23 protein-coding genes and 9 tRNA genes are annotated in these 25,119 nt (G+C 47.1%); 24 read left to right on the top strand and 8 right to left on the bottom strand.

Annotated features, from left to right (window positions below; genetic code table 11):
• Positions 1-128: 128 nt before the first annotated feature.
• The 10 genes from AC50YO_RS24620 to AC50YO_RS24575 all read left to right on the top strand — a co-directional run bounded on the left by AC50YO_RS24620 (position 129) and on the right by AC50YO_RS24575 (position 2,040).
• Positions 129-203: transfer RNA gene (locus tag AC50YO_RS24620), tRNA-Glu, on the top strand.
• A 6-nt stretch (positions 204-209) separates the two neighbouring features.
• Positions 210-285 (top strand) — tRNA-Val (locus AC50YO_RS24615).
• 17 nt (positions 286-302) lie between these two features.
• A tRNA-Met gene (locus tag AC50YO_RS24610) sits at positions 303-379 on the top strand.
• A 5-nt stretch (positions 380-384) separates the two neighbouring features.
• Positions 385-461 (top strand) — tRNA-Asp (locus tag AC50YO_RS24605).
• A gap of 16 nt (positions 462-477) precedes the next feature.
• Positions 478-553 (top strand) — tRNA-Thr (locus AC50YO_RS24600).
• Between the two features lie 22 nt (positions 554-575).
• Positions 576-662 (top strand) — tRNA-Leu (locus AC50YO_RS24595).
• A gap of 3 nt (positions 663-665) precedes the next feature.
• Positions 666-740 (top strand) — tRNA-Gly (locus AC50YO_RS24590).
• Positions 741-753: 13 nt separating this feature from the next.
• A tRNA-Arg gene (locus AC50YO_RS24585) sits at positions 754-830 on the top strand.
• Positions 831-841: 11 nt separating this feature from the next.
• A tRNA-Pro gene (locus AC50YO_RS24580) sits at positions 842-918 on the top strand.
• Positions 919-1,047: 129 nt separating this feature from the next.
• Positions 1,048-2,040 (top strand): Gfo/Idh/MocA family protein, encoded by a 993-nt coding sequence (locus AC50YO_RS24575; protein ID WP_494851134.1) that lies wholly within the window; start codon positions 1,048-1,050, stop codon positions 2,038-2,040.
• Positions 2,041-2,107: 67 nt separating this feature from the next.
• Here AC50YO_RS24575 and AC50YO_RS24570 read toward each other — a convergent pair whose 3' ends face one another.
• Positions 2,108-2,617, bottom strand: a complete 510-nt coding sequence (locus tag AC50YO_RS24570; protein WP_494851130.1) for an SEC-C domain-containing protein — start codon at positions 2,615-2,617, stop codon at positions 2,108-2,110.
• A gap of 240 nt (positions 2,618-2,857) precedes the next feature.
• Here AC50YO_RS24570 and AC50YO_RS24565 point away from each other — a divergent pair, with 240 nt between their 5' ends.
• From AC50YO_RS24565 to AC50YO_RS24530, 8 genes are all read left to right on the top strand, one after another.
• Complete coding sequence (locus AC50YO_RS24565; protein ID WP_494851128.1) at positions 2,858-4,093, top strand: aminopeptidase; 1,236 nt, start codon at positions 2,858-2,860, stop codon at positions 4,091-4,093.
• Positions 4,094-4,381: 288 nt separating this feature from the next.
• Positions 4,382-5,185: an ABC transporter permease gene (locus AC50YO_RS24560; RefSeq protein WP_494851126.1), complete on the top strand. Its 804-nt coding sequence runs from the start codon at positions 4,382-4,384 to the stop codon at positions 5,183-5,185.
• Between the two features lie 12 nt (positions 5,186-5,197).
• The gene (locus tag AC50YO_RS24555) at positions 5,198-6,049 is read left to right on the top strand and encodes an ABC transporter permease (protein WP_494851125.1); all 852 of its coding nucleotides are present in this window, start codon (positions 5,198-5,200) and stop codon (positions 6,047-6,049) included.
• 73 nt (positions 6,050-6,122) lie between these two features.
• A complete protein-coding gene (locus AC50YO_RS24550) occupies positions 6,123-7,718 on the top strand; it encodes an FAD-dependent oxidoreductase (RefSeq protein ID WP_494851124.1) in 1,596 nt (531 codons plus the stop codon).
• Positions 7,715-8,041: a 4Fe-4S binding protein gene (locus AC50YO_RS24545; protein ID WP_494851123.1), complete on the top strand. Its 327-nt coding sequence runs from the start codon at positions 7,715-7,717 to the stop codon at positions 8,039-8,041. Before AC50YO_RS24550 ends, AC50YO_RS24545 begins: the two co-directional genes overlap by 4 nt.
• A gap of 36 nt (positions 8,042-8,077) precedes the next feature.
• The gene (locus AC50YO_RS24540; RefSeq protein ID WP_494851121.1) at positions 8,078-9,097 is read left to right on the top strand and encodes an ABC transporter substrate-binding protein; all 1,020 of its coding nucleotides are present in this window, start codon (positions 8,078-8,080) and stop codon (positions 9,095-9,097) included.
• Between the two features lie 188 nt (positions 9,098-9,285).
• Positions 9,286-10,923, top strand: coding sequence for a glycosyl hydrolase (locus tag AC50YO_RS24535; RefSeq protein ID WP_494851119.1), 1,638 nt, complete (start codon positions 9,286-9,288; stop codon positions 10,921-10,923).
• 10 nt (positions 10,924-10,933) lie between these two features.
• Positions 10,934-11,224: a hypothetical protein gene (locus tag AC50YO_RS24530; RefSeq protein ID WP_494851118.1), complete on the top strand. Its 291-nt coding sequence runs from the start codon at positions 10,934-10,936 to the stop codon at positions 11,222-11,224.
• Between the two features lie 77 nt (positions 11,225-11,301).
• On the opposite strand, the gene AC50YO_RS24525 is transcribed toward AC50YO_RS24530, so the two are convergent.
• The gene (locus AC50YO_RS24525) at positions 11,302-12,681 is read right to left on the bottom strand and encodes a Glu/Leu/Phe/Val family dehydrogenase (protein WP_494851116.1); all 1,380 of its coding nucleotides are present in this window, start codon (positions 12,679-12,681) and stop codon (positions 11,302-11,304) included.
• A 155-nt stretch (positions 12,682-12,836) separates the two neighbouring features.
• Here AC50YO_RS24525 and AC50YO_RS24520 point away from each other — a divergent pair, with 155 nt between their 5' ends.
• Entirely contained in the window at positions 12,837-13,100 is a 264-nt protein-coding gene (locus AC50YO_RS24520) for a YqkE family protein (protein ID WP_494851115.1), read from the top strand.
• Between the two features lie 26 nt (positions 13,101-13,126).
• Positions 13,127-13,315 (top strand): hypothetical protein, encoded by a 189-nt coding sequence (locus AC50YO_RS24515; RefSeq protein WP_494851114.1) that lies wholly within the window; start codon positions 13,127-13,129, stop codon positions 13,313-13,315.
• Here AC50YO_RS24515 and brfA read toward each other — a convergent pair.
• Together brfA and AC50YO_RS24505 are read right to left on the bottom strand one after the other, a co-directional pair.
• Entirely contained in the window at positions 13,290-13,568 is a 279-nt protein-coding gene (brfA, locus tag AC50YO_RS24510; protein ID WP_494851113.1) for a ribosome rescue factor BrfA, read from the bottom strand. The two genes, AC50YO_RS24515 and brfA, sit on opposite strands and share 26 nt — an antisense overlap.
• Positions 13,569-13,658: 90 nt before the next feature.
• The gene (locus AC50YO_RS24505; protein ID WP_494851111.1) at positions 13,659-14,141 is read right to left on the bottom strand and encodes a DL-endopeptidase inhibitor IseA family protein; all 483 of its coding nucleotides are present in this window, start codon (positions 14,139-14,141) and stop codon (positions 13,659-13,661) included.
• Positions 14,142-14,300: 159 nt separating this feature from the next.
• Between AC50YO_RS24505 and AC50YO_RS24500 the strand changes: the two genes are divergently transcribed.
• On the top strand, positions 14,301-14,942 hold the full coding sequence (locus tag AC50YO_RS24500; protein WP_494851109.1) for a ribonuclease H-like YkuK family protein: 642 nt from the start codon (positions 14,301-14,303) through the stop codon (positions 14,940-14,942).
• Between the two features lie 49 nt (positions 14,943-14,991).
• On the opposite strand, the gene AC50YO_RS24495 is transcribed toward AC50YO_RS24500, so the two are convergent.
• The 4 genes from AC50YO_RS24495 to AC50YO_RS24480 are packed head-to-tail and all read right to left on the bottom strand — an operon-like array spanning position 14,992 to position 17,095.
• On the bottom strand, positions 14,992-15,519 hold the full coding sequence (locus AC50YO_RS24495; protein WP_494851108.1) for a phage tail protein: 528 nt from the start codon (positions 15,517-15,519) through the stop codon (positions 14,992-14,994).
• An 11-nt stretch (positions 15,520-15,530) separates the two neighbouring features.
• Positions 15,531-16,034, bottom strand: a complete 504-nt coding sequence (locus AC50YO_RS24490; protein WP_494851106.1) for a phage tail protein — start codon at positions 16,032-16,034, stop codon at positions 15,531-15,533.
• Positions 16,035-16,068: 34 nt separating this feature from the next.
• Entirely contained in the window at positions 16,069-16,584 is a 516-nt protein-coding gene (locus AC50YO_RS24485) for a phage tail protein (protein ID WP_494851105.1), read from the bottom strand.
• A 19-nt stretch (positions 16,585-16,603) separates the two neighbouring features.
• The gene (locus AC50YO_RS24480; RefSeq protein ID WP_494851103.1) at positions 16,604-17,095 is read right to left on the bottom strand and encodes a GNAT family N-acetyltransferase; all 492 of its coding nucleotides are present in this window, start codon (positions 17,093-17,095) and stop codon (positions 16,604-16,606) included.
• A gap of 193 nt (positions 17,096-17,288) precedes the next feature.
• Between AC50YO_RS24480 and AC50YO_RS24475 the strand changes: the two genes are divergently transcribed.
• The 3 genes from AC50YO_RS24475 to AC50YO_RS24465 all read left to right on the top strand — a co-directional run bounded on the left by AC50YO_RS24475 (position 17,289) and on the right by AC50YO_RS24465 (position 25,073).
• A complete protein-coding gene (locus AC50YO_RS24475; RefSeq protein ID WP_494851101.1) occupies positions 17,289-22,583 on the top strand; it encodes an S-layer homology domain-containing protein in 5,295 nt (1,764 codons plus the stop codon).
• A 112-nt stretch (positions 22,584-22,695) separates the two neighbouring features.
• A complete protein-coding gene (locus AC50YO_RS24470; RefSeq protein WP_494851100.1) occupies positions 22,696-23,430 on the top strand; it encodes a metallophosphoesterase in 735 nt (244 codons plus the stop codon).
• Positions 23,431-23,747: 317 nt separating this feature from the next.
• The gene (locus AC50YO_RS24465) at positions 23,748-25,073 is read left to right on the top strand and encodes an ABC transporter substrate-binding protein (RefSeq protein ID WP_494851097.1); all 1,326 of its coding nucleotides are present in this window, start codon (positions 23,748-23,750) and stop codon (positions 25,071-25,073) included.
• Positions 25,074-25,119: the final 46 nt, after the last annotated feature.

Below are 25,119 nucleotides of genomic sequence, written 5' to 3'. Positions count from 1 at the left end.
TGACGAATACTAATCGGTCGAGGGCTTATCCTACTACGGTTTACTCGTAGAGTAGACCAACACATCGAAGCTTAAAGGACTTCATATTCTTTCGCATCCAGTTTTCAGGGTGTAACCTGTCTTTGCACGGCCCGTTGGTCAAGGGGTTAAGACACCTCCCTTTCACGGAGGTAACAGGGGTTCGAATCCCCTACGGGTCACCATATTTCGGAGGCTTAGCTCAGCTGGGAGAGCATCTGCCTTACAAGCAGAGGGTCGGGGGTTCGATCCCCTCAGCCTCCACCATATAGGATTTACACTTTCGCGAGGTGGAGCAGTCCGGTAGCTCGTCGGGCTCATAACCCGAAGGTCGCAGGTTCAAATCCTGTCTTCGCAACCAATTATGGAGCTGTGGTGTAGAGGCCTAACATGCCTGCCTGTCACGCAGGAGACCGCGGGTTCGAATCCCGTCAGCTCCGCCATTTTTAAACTTCATATGCCGGTGTAGCTCAGTTGGTAGAGCAACTGACTTGTAATCAGTAGGTCGGGGGTTCGAATCCTCTCGCCGGCACCATTCTTTACAACACAATATGCATGCGGTCGTGGCGGAATTGGCAGACGCGCTAGATTCAGGTTCTAGTGGTGTAACAGCCGTGGAGGTTCGAGTCCTCTCGACCGCACCATATGCGGAAGTGGCTCAGCGGTAGAGCATCGCCTTGCCAAGGCGAGGGTCGCGGGTTCGATTCCCGTCTTCCGCTCCATTTCTTTTTTTTTGTGCCCTTAGCTCAGCTGGATAGAGCGTTTGACTACGAATCAAAAGGTCAGGAGTTCGAATCTCTTAGGGCACGCCATTTTTCGATTTCGGGACGTAGCTCAGCTTGGTAGAGCACCTGGTTTGGGACCAGGGGGTCGCATGTTCAAATCGTGTCGTCCCGACCATAACAACTACAATAAACAAAGTCTGCACTTGCGTCTAAGACGCAATGCAGGCTTTTTTTGATTTTTTGCAAGATGACTCTAGTATGTTACTATGTAACTATTACCTACAAAGATTGCGAGGAACTTACTATGTTGCGAATCGGTATTATAGGCTCGAACTTCATTACAGAAACCTTTATTGACGCGGCAAGGCAGGCGGAGGAAGTAATCATCCAAGCGGTATATTCCCGTACAGAAGAGCGTGCTGCTGAATATGCGGCCAAGCATGGAATTCCTCTCTATTTCACGGATATGGAAAGAATGGCTCAGAGCGATGCGCTCGATGCCGTATATATAGCAACTCCTAACTCCCTGCATGCTCAGCATGCGATTGCTTTTATGAAGCACGGGAAGCATGTGCTCTGCGAGAAGCCGATTGCTTCTAATGCCAATGAGCTGAGAAGCATGATCGCAGCGGCTAAGGAGCATGGCGTTCTGCTCATGGAAGCGATGAAATCGACGCTGCTTCCTAATTTTGAAGCGATACAAGATAATCTGCATAAGGTTGGAACAGTGAGAAGCTATTTTGCATCCTTCTGCCAATATTCCTCCCGCTATGATAAATATAAAGAAGGAGAAGTGCTCAATGCCTTCCTCCCTGAGCTCTCAAATGGCTCTCTAATGGACATCGGTACCTATTGCATCTATCCGCTGGTTGTCCTGTTCGGAAAGCCTGACAGCGTGAAGGCTAACGCTATTATGCTGGAATCAGGCGTGGATGGCAAAGGCAGCCTTATTCTCACGTATGGCGAGATGGAAGCGATCCTGATGCACTCCAAGATATCCAGCTCTAATCTGCCTACCGAGATACAAGGGGAAGCAGCTAATATGATCATCGAACGAATTAGCCAACCGGCCACTGTTCATATTCAGTATAGAGATGGACGGCCAGATGAGGATGTTGGAAGGCCTCAGGTCAGCAATACGATGCTGTATGAGATTCAATCATTCGCAGAGCTAATTAGAGAAGGAAAGACCGAATCGCCAGTCAATTCTTTTGCCAACTCGCTTACGGTGCTTGAAATAATGGACGAAGCAAGAAGACAAATTGGATTGGTATTCCCGGCTGATCAGGTGCAGTAGCATATAAGTGGAGAAAAAGAGGCTGTGCCAATGTCGGCAGACATTGGCACAGCCTCTTAAATATTGCTTAACCGGCGTTCTGAGGAGCCTGCTCAAGCTGTTCCATTAGAAAAGCGGACAGCTCCTGATAACGTTTTGTTACAGTGGCAGCGGACACCTCATATTTGTCGGCCAGCTCATTCTTCGTGCATGCTCTCTCGGTTACTTCGCAAACCATATATTCGAGTGCCGCGCAAATCGCTCCGGCCTTGCGGAACGTTGGCTTGGTTCTATTCGCGTAATCATGCCAGATCATAATCGCCATAGCAATATGGTCATACTTATAATCGGCTTTCATAGTGTCGATCACTTGGTGAGCAAGCTCTGGGTAAGAGGCATGCTCCCACTCCATTTCCTTGTCGACCATTTGATTCAGCACCGCTTCATTATAGACGCGCTTGCCATTGGTGTTCCCGGCTTGTCTTGCTAGTTCCTCATCTTTGGGCAGGCAGCACTTTTTATATTTAAGTCCGCTGCTGCAATGGCATAATTCATTTCGACCTAATTTAACCATAATATCGTTTCGTTTCTCCTTCATCCGTAGATCATTTGTGAAAAACACGTCTATTCATCATACCACAAATTGAAGGCAGGAAAAATGAAAACCGAATTTTTCCAAGCAAAAAGCAGCAGATGCCTACATTCTGGAAAGGAATAGCAGGAAACTTTTATAAGCTTATTTTTCCTGTTATAATGACCTTCATATGTTGCTAGCCATCAGATTCATAGGAAAGATCATACTCGTATATACTAATCAAAAGAAGTGAGGAGAAGAGAGATGACGAACCAATTAGAGAATAACCTGAGCAAATATGCAGAACTAATTATTAAGACAGGCGTCAACGTGCAGCAAGGACAAGAGGTCTTCATTACAGGCTCAATAGAGATGGCGGAGCTTGTGCGGCTTATAGCGGCTAAAGGCTATGAAGCTGGCGCGAGCAATGTACATGTCGATTGGGTCGATGAAAGCTTGTCCCGGCTCAAGTATGAAAAGGCTGCGAACGATATTTTTAACTACTATCCAGAATGGGAAACAGCTAAGCGCAATTCATTCGTTGAACGCAATGCGGTCTTTATTAGCATCGTCTCCTCCAGCCCGGATCTTCTAAAGGGTATCGATTCAGAGCGCATTGCCAATTATCAAAAAGCTGCCGGACTTGGACTAAAAGAGTTCCGCAGAGCGACACAGGCGGATAAAGTAAGCTGGACAGTAGTCGCAGCGGCAGGCAAACAATGGGCTGCCAAGGTGTTCCCGGAGGCGAAGCCGGAAGAGGCAGTCGAACGCTTATGGAACACGATCTTCGATGCCGTAAGGCTTCATGCGGAAGATCCGGTACAAGCATGGGTGGATCACAATGACACGCTTCATTCCAAAGGCGAGATTTTGAACAACCAGCATTTTCATAAGCTGCATTACACAGCACCAGGCACAGATCTGACGATTGAGCTGGCAGACAAGCACCTGTGGGTGGCTGCGGGCAGCATTAATCAGAACAATGTATCATTCATGGCTAATATGCCTACGGAAGAAGTATTCACAGTGCCTCTGAAAACAGGCGTGAACGGTTATGTATCCAGCACGAAGCCGCTCAGCTACGGCGGCAATATTATTGACCGCTTCAAGCTGACCTTTGAGAATGGGCGGATTGTGAAGGTGGAGGCAGAAGAAGGCCAAGAGATCCTTCAGAAGCTTGTGGATACAGATGAGGGCTCGCATTATTTGGGCGAGGTTGCCTTAGTTCCGCATGAGTCGCCAATTTCACAATCAAATATTTTGTTCTATAATACGTTGTTTGATGAGAATGCTTCGAATCATCTGGCTATTGGCAGCGGCTATGCCTTTAATATCGAAGGCGGGAAGACAATGTCTCCAGAAGAGCTTGAGGCAAGTGGCGTGAATGCAAGCATTACCCATGTTGACTTCATGATTGGGTCCGCAGAAATGGATATTGACGGCATTCTTGCTGATGGAACAGCAGTACCCGTATTCCGTAAAGGCAATTGGGCGATTTAGTTAGAGCGCCGAATAAGGCCTTCTGGCAATGAAGAAAAGTGTTGGTGCTTCAGGTGAGTGAGTCCTGGCCCAGCACTTTTTTATTTGTCTAAGCTGCAATTGGATATATAAAGAAAAAGATTGACATCGTTAAGGAAAATTGATATCTTTAATTCCAATAAAACACATAAGATTAATTCTATATAAAAGTCGACCGTATGAACGGAGACATTCTCAGGAGCAATGGGGGATGTCTCTTTTTTTGTTCATTTTTTGTAGATTAACTTGTGGATGAGAGGAGGAAATGCGATGTGGACACCTGTAGAAGGGGCGGTATTGGATAAAAGAAGTTCGAAAGCCAAGATTGTAGTTCTCGGCTCTATACTGCCCATAACTTTACTTGCAGGGTGGCAGGTATTCGGACAGCTGGGCTATATTTCTCCACTGCTGTTTCCTCCGCCGCTGGCGATAGCAGAGGCTTTTGGAAGATTGGCAGCCTCGGGAGAGCTGCTGGAGCATTTTCAGATTAGCATAACTCGCGCATTGCTTGGCTTCTTGCTCGGCGGCGTGTTCGGTCTGCTCATGGGAATTGCGGTTGGCATGTTCCGGCAAACAGAACGGGTGCTTGACCCTACGATTCAGATGATCCGAATGGTGCCGAGCTTGGCTGTCGTGCCGTTATTCGTGCTATGGTTCGGTATTGGAGAAGAATCCAAAATCTTATTAATCGCAAAAGGCGCTTTTTTCCCCTTGTATATCTACTCTTTTCTAGGCATTCGGAATATCGACAATAAGCTGTTTGATGTGGCAAAAGTGCTTGGCTTCAGCCGCTTGAAGCAGTTGACCAAGCTGATTATTCCGGCTACTATGCCTAATATATTGTTAGGAATTCGTCTATCCATTGGCCTGTCCTGGCTCGGGCTGGTCGTAGCTGAGTTAATGGCCTCGACCTCAGGAATCGGTTATTTGATGACAGATGCAAGGCAATTCAACAAGACGCCGATCGTATTTGTCGGCATTATTATTTTCGCCGTTGTAGGTAAGCTGACTGACTCCCTCGTCCGAATGCTGGAGCACCGATTATTGAAATGGCGAGATCATTATGAGGGCTAGGGGGCAGGAGGCATGAGCAATCAAGTCGATCTGGTTGTACAGACACGTATTACAGGGACGCAGCAGCGGAAAAGAAATAAGCTGTGGAATGAACAGTGGCGAAGGAGAGGCAATGACGTCATCGTCGGGGCAATGATTCCGCTGATGATTTTATTGCTATGGCAGCTTGCAGGGGCTTTTGGCTGGATATCCGTGTTCTTTCTGCCAACGCCATCTATGATCGCTGCCCATGCAGAGGAGCTATTGCTGTCAGGTGATCTGTTCTCTCACTTGTCCATCAGCGTCCAGCGGGCGTTGCTGGGCTTTGTCATCGGAGGTGGAATCGGCTTCCTATGCGGGCTGCTGGTTGGCTTCTCCAGAACGGCCGAGCATGTACTTGACCCGACCTTCCAGATGTTAAGGATGGTCCCTCACCTAGCATTGGCACCGCTGATCATATTGTGGTTCGGCTTTGGCGAGACGTCGAAAATATTCATTATTGCCAACGGGGCATTCTTCCCGATGTATATTAATACGTTCATGGGCTTACGCAGTGTGGACAATCGGCTATTCGATGTGGCGAAGGTGCTGGAATTCAATCGGTTCAAGCTTATCACTGGACTTATCGTACCTGCGGCTTCTCCGCAAATTATGCTGGGGTTGAGAACTTCATTGGCCGTTTCTTGGCTTGGGCTTGTCGTCGCAGAGCTGATCGGCTCTCAAGCCGGCATCGGCTTCATCATTAATCTGGGCAAGCAGACCTCCGTTACGGAGCTTATCTTCATTGGCGTCATCATATTCGCGATTGTCGGCAAGCTGTTCGATTCCTTCGTAAGGCTGCTTGAGAAGAAGTGGTTGAACTGGCGGGACAGCTACTTAGGATAGAGATGCGGGTATCATCGGATATGGGCAGTGAGCTGCGAGTCGTTTGCTATTGTAGATGAAGGAGGAATGAAAAGTGACAGAATTAAAGGGTGAAGACATACAGTTCCATGCGGATGTACTTGTTATAGGAGGCGGACCGGCTGGAGCATGGGCAGCTGTTACGGCAGCAGCGAAAGGGGCCAAGGTCGTTCTTGCTGACAAAGGCTATTGCGGCTCAAGCGGGGCTACTGCACCATCAGGAACCGGTGTATGGTATGTAAAGCCAGAGCAGGAGCTGAGGGAAGAAGCGAAGATGAGCAGATTCCACATGGGAGGGCAGCTCGCCGAGAATCGCTGGATGGATCGAGTGCTCGATCGTACTTATGACAACATGAATAAGATCGCGGAATGGGGCTATCCCTTCCCACATGACGGCAACGGAACCCAATATCGAAGATCACTGCAAGGACCTGAATATATGCGCCTCATGCGTAAGCTGGTTAAGAAGTCCGGCGTAAAAATATTGGATCACAGTCCAGCACTGGAGCTGCTGGCAGACGAACATGGCGTTGGAGGAGCGAAGGGTGTGAGGACGCAGACGGGTGGTACGTGGACGGTACATGCCGGCTCCGTCGTGATCGCTACTGGCGGCTGTGCATTTCTAAGCAGGGCACTTGGCTGCAACGTATTGACGGGCGATGGCTATTTGCTGGCAGCAGAGGCTGGGGCCGAAATGTCAGGCATGGAGTTCTCTAATGCGTACGCCATATCCCCAACCTTCTCCTCAGTGACGAAGACGGCGTATTATCGTTATGCAAGCTTTTATTATGAGGATGGCTCAATTGTGGAAGGTGCCGGATCAACGAAGGGCCGATCGGTTATTGCCCGCAATTTGTTGCAGGGACGTCAAGTGTATGCGAGCCTAGACCAGGCACCGGAGGATATCCAGCCGCTGCTTCGGACGGGGCAGACGAATTTCTTCCTCCCGTTCGACAGGCAAGGAATCAATCCCTTCAAGGATAAGTTCCCGGTGACGCTGCGCCTGGAAGGCACGGTTCGTGGAACCGGAGGTATTCAGATCGTCGATGATTACTGTGCGACAAGAGTGCCAGGGCTATATGCAGCTGGAGATGCGGCTACCCGTGAGCTGATCTGCGGAGGCTTTACTGGAGGAGGGAGCCATAATGCGGCATGGGCGATGTCTTCAGGTTCTTTTGCGGGGGAAGGGGCTGCCGCATATGCGCTCGCCTTGGGTGAGCGTACTTCTTCAAGGCTGCTGCAGGGGCTGTCGACCTCGCCGCTCACGAGCAAAGCAGTGGCACCATCTAGAGCAGAGGAATATATTCGCGCCATTCAAGACGAAGTGGCTCCATATGATCGGAATTTATTCCGAACAGAGAAGGGGCTGACAGAATCGGTGGAGCGGCTTGATGGATTGTGGAAAGAACAGCGAGACCAAGCGATCAGCTTGGATGCAGCAGGAGTCAAAGCTCGTGAAGCAGCAGCGATGACTGCTACTGCACGATGGATGTATCGTTCCGCCCTTGCTCGTACCGAGACTAGGGGAATGCACAAGCGCGAAGATTTCCCTGTTCAGGACAACGAGCAGCAGTATCGCTTAATCAGCGGAGGATTGGATGAGGTGTATGTGAAGACACAAGCCGTGCAGAAGGAGGCCGTTACCACTTGATAGAAGTCATCAGCGAGTCCAAATGTATTGCCTGCAACCAATGCGTGAGTGTATGCCCAACCAACGTATTTCAACGAGTCGTAGACGGCATTCCCATTATAGCGAGGCAAAGCGATTGCCAGACCTGCTTCATGTGCGAGCTGTATTGTCCTGTCGACGCGCTTTATGTGGCTCCAGACAGCGAAGCTCTTCTTCATGTCAGTGAGGAGGCAGTAGAGCCGCTGCTTGGCGGTTATCGGGAGAAGGTAGGCTGGGGTCCCGGCAGACAGCCAGTTGCCAGCCATGACAATATGTATCAGTTGGGATTGCGGACCAATCTATAATCTAACGTATAGCAGAAGTGAGAGGGGTAAATAGAGATGAGACAGAATAGCTTGCAAGGACGTTTAAAACAATGGGGTCTTATTAGTGTAATGGTTTTTATTTTGATTATTATCCAAGCATGCGGATCGGAAAAAGGAGATAATAAAGCGAATGTTCCGGCTAACGGCAGCGCTTCTTCTGTACCAGCCGTATTGAATTATGGCTACATTGGATTGAATGAGATGAATCTGCCCACTGGTGCGGAGGGCTGGGGCTTTTATAAAGGAATTATTCAAGAGGAGCTTAAAAAGCATGGCATTACCGAGATTAAGCTGACTGCATTCCCGAACGGCCCTGACCAGAATGAGGCGCTTATTAGCGGCAGACTGGATATCGGAAGCTTAGGGGATACACCAGCGATCCTGGCACGTTCTTCAGGTGCTAAAACCCGCTTGATTACACAGGGGAGTACACAAGGCATTGCTTATCTAATTGGCAAGAAGGACGGCATAAAAACCGTTAAGGAGCTAGAGGGCAAGACAATTGCCATTCAGAAGGGCTCCTTCATGCATCGCTATGTGGTAGGGTTATTGCAGCAGGAAGGGGTAAAGGATTACAAGCTTGTACATTTGCTCCGTCCTGATGGAGAAGCGGCGCTTGCCAGAGGCGAAGTGGATGCCATTACGAATACAGGCGTTCATGCCTTGCAGCAGCTGGAGGATGGATTCGTCTTATTGGATGATGCAACGAAGCATCCTGATCTATATGGAACGAGTGCTACGGTCGTATCCGAAGAGTATCTCGCCAAATTCCCGGACTTCCCTAGAATATGGAATGAGGCGAGGCAAAAGGCGCTTGCCGACCTGTTGCAGCATGAAGAGGAGTACTATGAGCTGGTTGCCAAAATTCAGAAGACAACACCAGAGCTGGCGAAGCAAGCTTCGCCAATCTCTTCGATCAAGGATGTTGCTTTCACGGATGAAGGATTGAAGCTGCTGGAAGGTACCAAAAACTTTTTAGTCCAAGAAAAACTGGCGGATAATGATTTTGATGTGAACGAGTGGGTGCAGAAATAGAACAGCCATCTGAATAAGCATCATGTAGAGGCTCTTATGCTGGATTATATCTAGCATAGGAGTCTTTTAATTGTCCTATCGAAAGCTAAGAGAAGGCCGTAGAGGAGGACGAGCGCAACTTACTTGGCAAATCATAGTAATATAGATAGGCGAACAAGAAGCTTTTGACCACTAGAGGAGGAACGAAGATGAATAAGAAAACAACTAATGGATGGAGCATTCGTATTCTATTTACTATGCTGCTAATAACGGCTCTCTCGATACCAGCCGGTATTCCTGCACCTGTAGAAGCGGCAGCTACTCATCATTGGACACATTATAACAAAGGCGTCAGTTATATGAAGAAGGGCCAGATCAAGCAAGCGATCTATGAATTCGAACAGGCAGTTAAGCAGTCCGAGCAGGCGGGCTACTTGCGGAAGCTAGCGGAAGCCTATCAGCAGGACAAGCAATTCCAGAAGGCGGCGGATACGTATTATCGCGAAGCGAAGATACATTTGGCTCTTGGGCAGAAGTCCGGGGACTTGAATACGTATTATGCGGTGCTGGCCAAAGCAGATGCGCTGAATACGCAGATTGAGCTGTATCTGGAGAAGGACGGACAAGGCGGATCGAACACTGGCGGCAGCAAGCTGGCGAAGTTCGAGCCGGCAAGCGGGATGTACATTGGTGCTTTTGTCGACAAAGATAGTGGTGTCGAGAAACTAAAGGATGAGAAATTCAATGCCTTTAATAAATTGACCGGGAAGCAGCATGCCGTGTACTTCACTTATCACAAATACGGCAGTCCTTTTCCTTATCACTGGGCGCAGCAGGTGAAAGAAGCGGGAGGCGCTATTCAACTGGCCGTACAGCCGGAGCAAGGCCTTAGTGCGGTTAAGGATGATGCATATCTCCGCAAGTTCGCCAAGGATGCACAAGCGGCCGGGGTTCCGGTATTTCTAAGGTTTGCATCAGAGATGAACGGCAGCTGGGTGAAGTGGAATGGCAATCCGAAGCTGTATATTGAGAAATTCCGACTTGTATCGAAAGTGATGAAGGAGTATGCGCCGAACGTAGCGATGGTATGGTCTCCCGCTGCGAACCCCAAGCAGAAGATTAAGGATTATTATCCGGGCGACAATTGGGTGGATTGGGTAGGCCTCAGCATTTATAGCGTAAAGTTCTTTAATGGAGATGTGAAAAGCCCTGCTGATCAGGTTAATCCGCTGGACTCTCTTGATTATGTGTATAAGACCTATTCAGCGCGTAAGCCGATTATGGTCAGTGAGTATGGGGCTACTCATTTCAGCAAGGCAGGCAACACCTCTACGGTCAACTTTGCGATTACGAAGATGAACATGATGTATCATGGAGCGAAGCTAAAGTATCCTAGGCTCAAAGCAATCAATTGGTTCAGCTTGAATACGCTAACCGATTCTCACAGCGCAGACAGAAGCTTGAATAATTTCAGCCTAACGGAGAATAAGAGTGTTCTTAGCGCATACAGTAAGCTAATCGCAGATCCCTACTACTTGAAGAAGGTGGTTCAGTCGTCTGGCTCATCTACAGGATATGGCAAGCAGGTAGCCAAGTTTGCCAACCAAGGAACGATTGGCAAAGCTTCAACAGGAATTGTATGGGTCAAGACCTATGATCCGTATATTAGTAAGGTACTCGTGAAGCTGGATGGCACTGCGGTATTGACGAAGCAGCAGTATCCGTATTCTTTCTCGCTAAATCCGAATAAACTGAAAGCCGGCAGCCACAAGCTAGAGGTCATCGTATACGATTCCAAGAGCAGGGAAGCTTCTAGAAAGTCGTTCACATTCAAGACAGCAGGATGAATAAGAGAGGATGACCAACATGAGCTTCATGGATAAGGTAAAGGCCGGTATGGCCGAAGCGGGTCATAAAGCGAAGACTGTCGTCGAGATCAATCGGCTGAAATTGCAAAATCATAATAAGCTGGGCGAGATCGATCAGCAGTACAAGGAAATCGGGAAGCGGGTATACGTAGCTAGCCTGGAGGACAGCGGTATTGATCGAGTCGAGGGGCAGCTTCATCCGTTTTACAGTAAAATCAAATTTCTGCAGGAAGAGATTCAGCATAATTTGCAGCAAATTAAGTTTTTATCAGAGGAGTAGCAGAGAAGAAAAGGGCTGTAGAACGAGGATGATGATCCCGTTCTACAGCCCTTTGTTATTCATACTTACTTGATTAGTTAGTATAGCTTGCCTTGCTTGTACAATACGGTAGACAGCTTCAACACAGCATGGCTGTAGCAGGTCTGGCGAAGCGGATAACTATTGCCGAAAAAGGAAGGAAGCAGCGAATTCAAGGTTTCCTGCATTTTGTTGAACAGCATGGTGTAAATCTGATCTTCCGTATAGAATTGTGTCTCGCGTCCTTGCAGCCACTCGAAGTAAGAGACAATTACACCGCCTGCATTCGCCAAGATATCGGGAATGATAATGACGCCTTTGGAGGAAAGAATCTGATCGGCCTCGCCTGTGACAGGAGCATTCGCACCTTCAACAATAATTCGTGCTTGTACTTGCTCTACATTGCCTTGATGGATCTGCTCTTCCAGAGCAGCCAGCAGGAGAACGTCTACATTCAGGTAGAGGACATCCGTGCGATCAAGCAAAACTGCTTTTATTCCAAGCACCGTCAGATCAGCTTCCGTAGCGGGAAGATCTCCCTGATTGGCCGCAGCGTATTCAATGAGTGCCGGTATCGGCAGGCCATCCGGATTATATAAGGTTACATTGCGATCACTCACGGCAACCACTTTATTGTGCAGGAAGGAGCACTTATAAGCTTCTAGAGCAGCGATGGACCCCACGTTGCCGAAGCCTTGCACAGCGATCGTAAGCGGCTTGTCTACATGATTAAGTGCTGATTGCGCATAAGGATTCTCACTGCCCGACAACCAATCCGCTTGCTGCTTGAGAAAATCATGGAAGAGATAGCGGAAGGTGAAGTAGACGCCTTTGCCGGTTGCTTCCCGGCGGCCCAGAGACCCGCCATTAATGACGCTCTTGCCCGTGAAGCTGCCCAGATAAGGCTGACCGGGATGTATGCTCTTGAATTCAGCCATCATCCAGTCCATCTCACGTTCGCCGGTACCCATATCAGGTGCCGGAATATCCTTGTCGGGTCCGAGCACATCGCTGAAGTATTGCACGTATTTTTTGCAAATGAGATATAATTCTTTGGCTGAATGATTCCGCGGGTTAATGACTACTCCGCCCTTGCCGCCGCCGAAGGGTACTTCATGCAGGGCATTCTTAAGCGTCATGAGAGCAGCAAGATTCGTTACTTCTTCTTCATTCACCGATTCGTGGAACCGGATGCCGCCTTTGTAGGGGCCAAGTGTATCATTATGTTGAATGCGATAGGCAGGTATGCGTACGACGTTACCATTATCGAGAGGTACACGCAGAAAAGCTTTATGTACACGGTTAGGTGTCGATAATATTGCTCCAAGCGACAGGAAGGCTTGCTCTCGGCTCTGCGTTTGCAAATGCGGTAAAAAACTATTGTCTTCCATTAGAACGTTCAAGGATTGCTGTACGATGGAGCCAGTCTGGCTTGCCATGGGTGAAGACCTCCTTTGGGTTTACACAATAGTGGTGGTAATTCAATCCATGGTAACATATTAGGAGACTAAAGCCAAAGAAAGATGTCGATTGATTCGGTAAATGAAGTGGAAGTGGTATAATAGAAGATAACGAATGAGTCGAGGTGATTACAATGGCGAAAAAGAAAAACGCTCACAACCAATCCACCACAAAGGGGCGTGAGGACAAAGCTCCGACACTAAAGGATCTGCTAAGCGCAGATGTGATCAACAAGCTGAAGCTGCAGTCTGATGAGCTCAAGGCAGAGGAAGCTAATAGGCAACAGGAAGCGGCTCGCAAGGCGGAGGAAGCTAAGAAGCAGGAGCAAAAAAGGCTGGAGAATGATATGGCCTACTTGCTGGACAATAATAAGCAGGATTGGCGGAAATTTAAGTAAAAGATGGGTTGAAGCGGGGGAGCGCATTGCGAAGATGGTTACCAGTTGTTGCGCTGATCATTATGGGCTTGGGAGTGGTCGCCGGTTGCGGTTCAGGATTGGACAAAGGGGATTATATTCTTAGCAAGGAATACTTGACAGCTCCCTATACGATGCTTAGCAATCCGCCTCAGGCAGTCGTACAAAGTATTATGAAACACTCCGATGCGGAATAAGGAGAAAACGTTGGTTCAGAAACGTCCAACTCATATATAAATGCTGCCCTGTTGCAAACAAAAAGGAATCATCGCTGATTGAAGCGTGATTCCTTTTGTGTTTGTTATGGAGTTTATGAAGCTTTTCTCGTAAGGCGGGTGTAGTACGTTCAGCAGGGTTGATGCCTTGCCAGCTTCCTCGCAATTTTGCGGGATTCAGCAAGCCTTGCTTTTCAAGCTTTTGCCGTGCTTTTTTTGCTTTGCTCATTGCCATGGGGGAGTTCCTCCTTAGAATCAAATCTCTACTTCATTATACGACGAAGGGGGAGGACAGGAAAGAGGCGAGAGCAGGCTATGAGCAGCTTTATAAAGTGCATGGCTGATATCTGTAATCTTGAAACTTGGATATTCGCTTCGTGATGGTCAGTTTACCTGACGGATGCTTGCGAATACGGTAGTTTACGATTACATTGCCGTCCGAGCTTCCAGACAGAGAAGCTCTTACAAGCAAATCCTTGGTTGTCTCCCTTCGGATCACCAAGGAAACAATCTGAAGGGGTACAGGACCCGGGTCACCAACGATGACATATAGACGCCCTTTATAAGCGACAGGTTTCAGATTGCAGAACAAGGTTTTGCTAATACGGCAGCTCCAGAATCGTTTGAAATAAGCTAACACTTTGGCACGTGTGCTGAAGCGAAGAGGCAGCTGCGAGTATTCAGTTCCTCGTATTCGAATGACTGTTCCGTTACGTGCAGAGTCGAAGACGGTGAACCAGGATAGCTCGGCGCGGTTAAGGAATGATCGCAGCTGCGGAAGGCTGGTACCCGTTGTGTGTATCGGCATGAACGAACCCCCTTTCACTCTATTATTCTATGATTGTCTATTTAAATAGGTTCGTATTTGAGAGAGTAAGGATGGGATTGCCAGCGCCCTTTTTCAGCAAGATGGTTCAGTGGGAAGGGACGCCGTCATATGAATAGATAAAGGAGAATAGACAAGGCAGTGCGTGATAGGGGGACAAGGACGGAGTATGACATAGACCAACACTCTGTACAGTCTGAGGTGACGACTATAGGTAAATTGAACAGTCAAATAGGAGCAGCTGATTTGGAATTTCATAATGTGCTGGAACAACGGTTAAGCCTTGAGCAGGTGCATGATCGCATTATCTGGTTCATGCAACAGGACCCGCGCGGGAGCTATAACTTTATGATTGGAACGGATTGTCAGGTGTTCCCTGGATTCACGAATTTTATTACCGGACTCGTTATTCAACAGCTTGGCAAGGGAGCCTGGGCTTGTTACCGTCAGGTAATCGTACCCAGAGAGTTAATTTCCATTAGAGAAAAGCTTTCTCTGGAAACTTCCTATAGCGAGGAGGTTGCGATTCATTTTATCGGGCCACGGCGCTTGCAGATGGAGAGCATTGTACTGCCGTACGTGTACCAAGGAGCAACCTTTGAAGCTTACATTGATGTGGATGCGGGTACTGATCCAGCCATCTCCAAGACCGCTATTTTTGTAGAGGATATGCGTCTTCGTGTAGAAGCCATGGGAATGAAGGCTCGCGTGAAGCCCGATGCAGTGGTGGCTTCTGCTTATGCAAATAGGCATACCAAAGCCTCCCCTTCTGGTAGATCTTGAGGGGGAGGCTGGCAGTTGAGCGGTCTCTCAAAGTAGGAGATAGCTCTTTTTATGATTTAGGCGGATAAACGCCTTCCAAGGCGATAATGAAGCTCATGCTCACGAAAGGCTGCATGTTGTTATGAGGCTGGCTGCCTCCAGTCTGAGATAGAGCCAGTGGATTCATCTGTGTATCAATAACATTATCTTTGGAATAGATCGGCTTTGGAGTCAATCCAGATGTAACTCCCCAGAGCCCATTAGTTGGATCAACCGTTCCGCCAACTGTCGCAATAGAAGTAGCCGTATGAGTATGGGAAGGAATCTGAGTGTCAAGCAATGTAGTTGTTGCGCTTCCTCCAGTGGAGGCTATCACTCGGGGAGTAAGCCCTGGGCCTGCTCCCTGGCCGACGGCTGCTTTGGCTTGCAGATTAGGCAGAGCAAAGGTGTTCTTGCCGTCACCGCCGTATTTGAAGCCAACAATAGAAAATAAAGCCGTATTAGATTGAACAGTTAATAGTTGCCCGTTACAGAGCGCCCATCCCACTGGTGCATAGTTTCCTGAAAATATTCTAATTTCACCTACATAAGGGTCCATATTAACTCCTCCTAATTACGTGATGGATAAAGGCCAGTTAGAGCGATACAGAAAGAAAGAACGCTATAAGGCTGCATATTGTTATGCGGCTGTGAGGAGCCTGCAGTTGAGATTGCATTAGAACTCATGGTTGTGTCGGCTGTGCCTGCAAATGTCTGTATGTTGGAAGAAGCCCATACATTCCCTGTCGGGTTGCCCGTGTTGGCGGTACTGTTTGAAGCATTAACGGTATGGTTATGACCGGGCATTTCGTTAATGGTCAAAGTATGAGCTGCTTCTCCGCTTGATTGTCCATAGGCAATGCCTTGGGCTGGGCCTTGATGGACAGGCACGCGCCCTTGCAAATTAGGCAGAGCGAAGTTCGTTCTGCCGTCACCGCCATAAGTTGCGCCTATGATTGAGAATAGGACTTGATTAGTCTGTACATTAAGAAGCTGGCCATTGCATGGTGCCCATCCCTGGGGGATTTGTCCAAAAGCAAACGTTCGTATTTCTCCAACGAATGGTTCTGCCATATTTATTGTTCCTCCTTAAAATATGATTCGGTTATTAGTAGCTGCTAGGCCATAGACCATTGAGGGCAATAATATAATTGACTACAAGAAAAGGCATCATATTATCGTGAGCTTGGTTGCCTCCATACGAGCTGATTATGTTGGCATTCATTGTGCCGGTGGGAGCATTCGTTGTATACTGCTTTGTTAGAGCATTAGCAGCCCAGAATTGATTCGCTGGAGCAGCAGCATCTGCCGCCGTAGCATTAGCCGCTGCTAAATGTGTGTGTGCAGGCAGTTGGGTAGTTGTTATCGTAACGGTTTCAGTACCTGCTTTTTGTCCAAGGGTATAGCTGTTGCCGTTATTCGTTCCGGCATGGATAGGAATCCGGCTTTGTAAATCAGGCAAGCCAAAGGTTGTTCTCCCGTCTCCTCCGTAAGTCGTTCCAAGCAACGTATACAATACTTGATTATCATTAATGCTAAGCAATTGTCCTTTGCATAAAGCCCATCCTTGCGGAGCATAGTCGCCTGAAAACATTCGAATTTCTCCTACATATTGATCACTCATTCAACAAACCCCTTCCGTTTCAATTGTAAGCATCGTTTGTAAGCACCGGATTCCACTCCATTGATATGTACATTTCGGTGGCGCCGGTTATAGTAAAGCCCAGTCGCTCATAGAGTCGAAGGGCAGGGTTGGAGGGCGATACGCTTAAGGAAACCGATAAGCGCTGCTGACGGGCTTGTTCTTGAATCACTCGGATAATGAAAGTTCCAATCTGCTGGCCGCGATAAGCTGGTAGAAGAGAAATATCAATAATACGCAGAGTCCCAGTAGTAGTGAGAAGAATACAGCTTCCGATATTGCAATCATGTCGAATAATATGCGTTGCAGCGTTGGGAAATTGCAAAGCATAGGATTGCTTACGCATGGACCATTGCATATGGAGAAATGATTGGGCCTCTGTAGGACTAAATCCCCATCCGCTAACCTCTTCCATTCGTGTTGAAGCATAGACTTCATAGAGAAACGCCTGATCTTGCTCTTGCGCAAGGAAAAGAGAAGGAGAAATGTTCATAAAATGTTCAGAAGGGCTCCTTTATTACTAGAGTAGATCATAAAAACATTGTCACTTTGTTATTATCATATCTTGCAATAATATGTCAACTTTTGTTTGAAATTAGACTAGTTCTATTGACTAGTAACCATGCATCGTTTAGTCTGGAAAAGGATGTCATTTTAGTAGATTTACTAAAGATGGGAGAACGGTTATGAACAAAAAAGCGGCTTTATTGGTTTTGGCTATGCTATTCGCACTGATCGCGCCGGGAGTAGGACCTAATACGGTGAAAGCAGCAGGTGGAACAGTTACAAAGACCTACACAGCAACTGCTGATACGATGGAATTAAATGGTCAAGCGGAATATAACGGCATCTATGATAATGACGGCGATGGTTTTCTCTATGTCGGCATGAGCAATAATGACGGCTTCGTCAATGTGCGCAATAGAATGGCTGCGTCCTTCAATCTAGGTGCTCCAGAAGGGACCGTTGTATCAGCGGAGCTGGTCTTGACGGTTGCTACAGTATTAAGAGTTCCAAACCACACATTGTACATAGAGGCAAGGGGCTCTACTACGAATGATTTGAATCTTGTAACCTTCCCAACTGTAAATACAGGTAGTGCCTATGCAGATAAATTTACGGCGAAAAGCACTGCGGAAGTGCCGATGGGCACTTATCTACAGGATCAAACGATTACACTCAACGTTAAGAGTGCCGTCGATGCCTTTACGGATGGTTCTGATCGCAAAGTAACTTTCACGCTTAACGGCAATGAAGCAGATGCAGACAGCGGAAAATTTTTATTTTATTCCTTAGAAGCTAATGCTGCATTCCGACCGAAGCTAGTCGTTACTTACCAGACTGGACCGGTTAATAACCCTCCTACAGGAGCTTTCACAATTGTGGAGGGAGCAGCAACGAACACCAACACCGTCAATCTATCTGTAACAGGATCCGATCCTGATGCAGGCGATAGTGTTACAGATATGAGATTTGCCGATAGCGTTGCCAATTTGTCAGCGGCATCTTGGCTGCCATTCAGCAATACAGCAACCTATAGTCTAAGTGGAGGAGATGGAGCGAAGACCATCTATATGCAGCTTCGGGATTCGAACAATGGAATCTCAACCAATTCTTCTCAAACCATTTTATTGGATCAGACAGCCCCGACAGGAACAATTGCTATTAATGATGGCGCTGCATGGACAAATTCGGCTACAGTCACATTGAAAGGAACCTATTCGGATGGAAGCGGCTCAGGAGTTGATCAAGCACGTCTCTCCAACATTAACGGCACTTGGCAGACCAGTTGGTTCAATATCGCTGACCTGAATGGGAGGTCATGGGTCCTCCCGGCTGGCGAGGGAGCTAGGACCGTCTATGTACAATATAAAGATAAAGTCGGCAATTCGAGCAGTTCGACTATTAGCAATACAATTACAGTAGATACAATAGCTCCAACTATTTCGAATGTAGTGAATAACAAAGCATATAACACCATAGTTAATCCTCTATTTAACGAAGGCAGCGGATTGCTCAATGGGAACCCTTATTCTAGCGGTGCAGATATTACGCAGGATGGGACCTACTCACTGATCGTTACTGATCCTGCAGGCAATATTGCGACGGTGAGCTTCAAGATTGATACGATTGCACCTGACGTGGTGGGAGTAGCGAATGGTGGTATATACAATACAAGCAAAACGATTACCTTTAACGAAGGGACAGCGACCTTAAACGGAGCTGCTTTTGTTAGTGGTACACAGGTTACAATAGGTGGTGTGTATACTCTAGTTGTAACAGATGATGCAGGCAATAAAACAACAGTAATCTTCGGGATTGATAAGGTAGCACCTATAGTGACCGGGATTGCGAACAATGGAAATTACAAAGCGGCTGTTAAAGTTTCCTTTAATGAAGGAACAGCAAAATTGAATGGTGCGCCGTTTGCCAGCGGGACGGATATTGATCAGGATGGCAGTTACACTCTGGTCGTAACGGATGAGGCAGGAAACGTAACTACCGTAAGCTTCAACATTGACACTGTAGCTCCTACGGTTTCGGGCGTAACCGCTGGAGGCATTTACAAAGCGAAGGTAACGCCGAGCTTCAACGAAGGAACAGCAACGTTGAACGGAGCTGCCTTTACAAGCGGTACGGATGTTGTACAGGATGGTAGCTATACTCTAATCGTGACGGATGCGGCAGGCAATGTGGCAACCGTGAGTTTCGAGATAGATAAGACTGCACCAATTGTGACAGGAGTAAGCCAAGGTGAATTTTACAATTCGAAAGTAACCGTTGGCTTCAACGAAGGAACAGCGACATTGAACGGAGCAGCCTTTGCTAAGGATACAGAGGTTGATCAAGATGGAGCCTACACGCTTGTAGTTACAGATGCGGCAGGCAATGTAACAACAGTAAGCTTCACGATTGATACGGTAGCTCCTGTTGTGACGGGAGTTACTGATGGCGGGCTTTACAATGTTAACAAGACGGTAGGCTTCGACGAAGGAACAGCGAAGTTGAATGGAGCAGCCTTTAATAACGGTTCAGCCGTTACCCAAGAAGGCAGCTACACGCTTGTTGTGACCGATCAGGCAGGCAATGTAACAACGGTTGGCTTCAAGATTGATAAGACAGCTCCTGTTGTGACTGGAGTTGCAAATAATGGCATATACAAAGCGAAGGTGACGGCAGAATTCAACGAAGGAACGGCAACCTTGAACGGCGCTGCTTTTACGAGCGGAACAGAAATTGAACTGGATGGCAGCTACACGCTTGTTGTAACCGATCAGGCAGGCAATGTAACAACGGTTGGCTTTACGATTGATAAGACAGCTCCTGTTGTGACTGGAGTTGCGAATAATGGAATATACAAATCAAAGGTGACGGCAGAATTCAACGAAGGAACGGCAACGTTGAACGGGGCTGCTTTTACGAGCGGAACAGAAATTGAACAGGACGGCACCTACACGCTGGTTGTCACGGATGCGGCAGGCAATGTAACGACAGTAGGCTTCAAGATTGATACGGTAGCTCCTGTTGTTACTGGAGTAACGGACAATGGCATATACAAAGCGAAGGTGACGGCAGAATTCAACGAGGGAACGGCAACGTTGAACGGAGCAGCTTTTGTTAGTGGAACAGAAATCGAGCAGGATGGCACCTATACACTTGTTGTGACGGATGCGGCAGGCAATGTAACGACAGTAGGCTTCAAGATTGACAAGGAAGCGCCTATCGTTACTGGGGTAACGCCGGGTGGGATTTATAACACGAAGGTAACGCCTGAATTCAACAAAGGAACGGCAACGTTGAATGGAGCAGCTTTTACAAGCGGTTCAGAAGTTGAGCTCGATGGCATTTATACGCTGGTTGTAACCGATGATGCAGGCAACGTAACGACGGTAGGCTTTGAGATCGATACCGTAGCGCCAGTAGTTACAGGAGTTACTGATCTAACGACTTACAAGGATAAGGTGACAGCAAGCTTCAGTGAAGGAACGGCAACACTGAACGGCGCTCCTTATACGGCTGGGACAGATATTGAAGCGGATGGCACCTACACATTAGTTGTCACGGATGCTGCAGGCAATGTGACAACTGTTCAATTCTATATTGACACCATTGGTCCAACGGGCACCGTGCTCATTCATGCAGGTGCAGAATGGATCAACGCAACGGATACCGTACTTGCTCTTAGTTATGCAGATGACGGCGGAGTAGTGGAGATGCGGTTCTCCAGCAATGAAAGTGATTGGAGTGGCTGGGAACCTGTAGCGGCGACTAAGTCCTGGAGCCTTGCAGCAGGTGACGGCGAGAAGACTGTATATGTTCAATTCAAGGATGGCGCTGGCAATATCAGTGCAGCGACGATCAAGGACAGCATTAAGCTGGATCAGACGATTCCTACTGGAACAATCATCATTAACGATGGTACAGCGACTACCAATAATAGGTCAGTTACCTTGCATCTGACTTCTACAGATTCAGCAAGCGGTGTAACGGAAATGCGATTCTCTGCAGATGAGCTTACATGGTCGGATTGGGAGAATGCAGCTGCAACGAAAGCTTGGAATCTTGTTGGAGGCTCTGGTACTAAAAAGGTCTATGTGCAATATCGGGACCTGGCCGGCAATAGCAGCTTAGCCAACATGGCTACTATAGAATTTATTGATAATAGCGGCTCTGGCGGCAATGGAGGAAGCCCTGGCAACGGTGGCGGTATTCCAGGCGGTACGGGAGGCACGAATAATACCGATGTCATCATCAGCGTAGATCAGAAATCAGAACAAGCGGTTAAGGTAAATGTGGCAACAATAGATGGGAAGAAAGTGACAACAGTCACTCTGGAAGAAACGCAGATTAATGAGTTGCTCAAGGATACAACTAAGAAGCCGATTATTAAAATTACGGTTCGCAATAAATCTGACGTCGTTCTAGGGGAAATTAATGCGGAGCTCTTGTCATCCTTAGAGGATAAGGATGCAATGATTCAGGTGACGACAGAAAATGCAACCTATATCCTTCCAGTGGATCAAGTTCATGTTGAGAAATTGAAGGAACAATTAGGTGCTTCTCTGAAGGATATCAAGATTCGCATTGAGATGAGCAATCTTCCTAATTCGGCATTCGTGTTCAAGGATTCGGGTGACGGAAAGATTACGCTTGTTGCACCTCCGGTACAATTTTCTATAAAAGCTGTGTTTGGCAATAAAGAAATTGCAATTAGCCAATTCGATACGTATGTGGAGAGATGGGTAGCTGTTCCGGAAGGAACTGATCCGAAACGTATTACTACAGGAGTGAAGCTTGGTGCGGATGGCACACTGCTGCATATTCCTACTAAAGTGATACAGGATGGTGGACGTTATTACGCTATTCTGAACAGTGTATCCAACAGTATTTATGGACTCATTTATAATGAGAAATCATTCGCTGATATTACTACGCATTGGGCTGAGGAAAGCATAACTGACTTGGCATCAAGGCTTGTTATTAACGGCGCGGATGGAGAACGCTTCTTGCCTAATAACGACATAACACGCGCAGAGTTTACGGCGATTATGATAAGGGCATTAGGGCTAACTTCGGCGAACAAAACGCATAATTTCACAGATATTGCTGAGAAGGACTGGTATTATTCTGCTATTCAGATCGGATATTCTTATGGCTTGGTAGATGGCTACAAGGATGGTTCATTCAAGCCGAATGCGAAGATTACTAGACAAGAAGCAATGGTGATTCTATCCAGAGCTATGAAGCTTGCTGAGCTATATGCAGAGCTTGATTCAACAGAGCAGCAAGCAGCGCTCGGAGCTTTCGCAGACAATGGAAAAGTGGCTCCATGGGCTAGACAGGCGGCGGCATTAACCGTTAAGTTCGGCATTGTCGGTGGTTACCAAGGGGATCTGCTTCCTCAGAAAAATATTACGCGTGCAGAGACGGCCGCTATTATTCAGAGAATGCTTCAAAAGAGCGATCTGATTAATTCCTAACATCAAGAGACTGCGGAACCCGCAGTCTCTTTTCTTTCTTACCAACGTCCAACAATAGGCTGATTATGGGATAAATTTTTTGCAAAACACATAAAGAATCGAGAGTGAGCGAATGAAAGCTAGAATATTAGTAATCAGTGATATTCATGGGTGCTATGAGGAATTTAATAGACTGCTTGAACTGGCAGCTTATCATCCGGCAAAGGACAAGCTGATTCTGCTAGGTGACTTTGTCGACAAAGGCCCAGATAGTCAAAAGGTAGTGGAGCAGGCGATTCAGCTTGTGCGTGAACAGGGTGCTATTGCGATTCAGGGCAACCATGATGAGCGATTTGCTGATGTGATAATGGGCCGAAGTGAAGAGGCTAGAGCAAAGTTTTTCAAGCATGGCGGAGAGGAAACGTTGAGAAGCTATGTACAACAATCCTCCTGCTGGGCAATGGCTGAGGAAGAGAAATTAGCGGAGCTTCAGATGATCGTAAATCATCAATATGAGCATCATGTTGCTTTTATGGATCAGCTGCCTTTGTATGAGGAGGACGAGCATTTTATATACGTCCATGCGGGTTTGAATCCTCGTTATCCGAATTGGAGGGAGCAGCCTAAGCGAGATTTTTTGTATATAAAAGAGCCTTTCCATAGCGAAGATCCTATCGTAAGCAAGACGGTCATTTTCGGACATACCAAGACCATTGATCTTCAGGGCAATCCAGATATTTGGTATGGAAATGGGAAAATTGGTATTGATGGGGGCTGCTCCGTCGGCCTGCAATTGAATGCTTTGGAGATTATTGGGAGCGAAGTTACTAGAAGCTATAGAGTACTAGCAGGCCAAAAGCGTGCATAGAATTGGATGAGTATCCTATTGTATCCAGAGTGGAATGAAAATAAAGTGTTTGGATCAAGTTAGTCTTAGAGAACCTTGACAATAATGATTGAACCAACCAAGTGCTTAAAGCTAGATAAGGTAAAAAGGGTTGTGTTTTCGGATGTTTCGACACCATCTGAGCGCAGAAAAACATAACATTAGATTTTTACCCCCTTATTTAGAGGAATGTACCCCCTTGGATGCATTGACGCTTTCCTGTGCTTGGCATAAAATTTTGATAGGCACCAACAGAAGTTACACCAGCAAGAAAACATTACTTAAGGGGGATTTACAGAATGAAAAGATCTTCACTGGTACTTATGAGTGTTATGCTAATGCTCACCATGTTCTTGGCTGCTTGCGGTAACAACAAAAATGAGCCGGCTCCAAGTGCAAGCCCTGATGCAAGTCAATCTCCAGCAGCTAATGCCGATCCGGTTAAGCTGCGCGTGTTCTCCACTTTCGGTGGTACTGACGCTGCTCGCGAAGTATTCCAAGCCGTATTGGATGAGTTCACAGCTAAATATCCAAATGTAACAATCGACAACGACGTTATGTCCGCGAACGATGATGGCTTCAGAACTAAAGTTAACACTGACATGAACAGCAAAAACGAGCCAGACCTTCTGTTCTACTTCGTTGGTGCTGATGCTGAAGGTTTCGTAAACGCTGGTAAAGTTGTACCATTGAACGAAATCCTTGATGCTGACAAAGAGTGGAAAGATGGATTTATTCCTGACTCCCTTGAGCTTGTAAAACAAAAAGATGGCAACATCTACGCTGCTCCATTGACTGGTTTCTACGAAGGTCTGTTTGTAAACAAAACAATCTTTGAAGAAAATGGTCTTGAGCTTCCTACTGACTGGGAGAAGCTGAAAAAAGCGGTTACAACATTGTCCGCTAAAGGTATCACTCCTTTGGCAGCTCCATTTGACCAATCTCACTACCTGATTGAGCACTTCATCCTTGCTGCTGCAGGTGCTGAAGGCCAAAACAAACCACTTGTTGATGGCATCGAACCAAACTGGGAAAAAGGCTATGCAGCTATGAAAGAACTGTATGACCTTGGTGCATTCCCTAAAGATGCAGCAACTATCGATCTTGGTATGGCACAAAACTACTATGACGAAGGTCTTGCTGCAATGCTTCTTGAAGGTTCATGGGCACTTGGCGGCTTGAACAACGCTGCTGTTAAAGACAACACAACTGTAATTCCTTTCCCTGCAATCCCTGGTGGTGCTGGTACAGGTAATGAAATCATCGGTGGCTTCGGTACTGGTTTCTACATGTCCAAAGCAGCTTATGACAATGCAGCTAAAAAAGACATGACAATCGAATTGTTGAAATTCCTGACTTCCCCAGCAAGCATTCAAAAAATTGCTACAGCTAACGGTGGTACACCAGCAGCTGAGGTTGAAGTAACAGGTCTTCCACAAGCAGCTCTTGACGGTTTTGCAATGGCAGCTAAAGCTGATTCCATCAGCGCTCCAGTTGACAGCAAAATCTCCCAAGAAACTTTCTCCACTCTTCGTGCTAACGTTCAAGCTGTAGTGACTGGTTCCAAAACACCAACACAAGCTATGGAAGAAGCGAAGAAAATCGAGGATGCTAACAAGAAGTAGTTCTTAACCCGTAACGTTCTGATTTATATGCAATGTACGCCGCCCT

It is taken from the genome of Paenibacillus sp. J22P59 (genome assembly GCF_059383895.1).
Note: the sequence above shows the minus strand (reverse complement) of the source record. Positions and strands in the feature narration are given on the sequence as shown.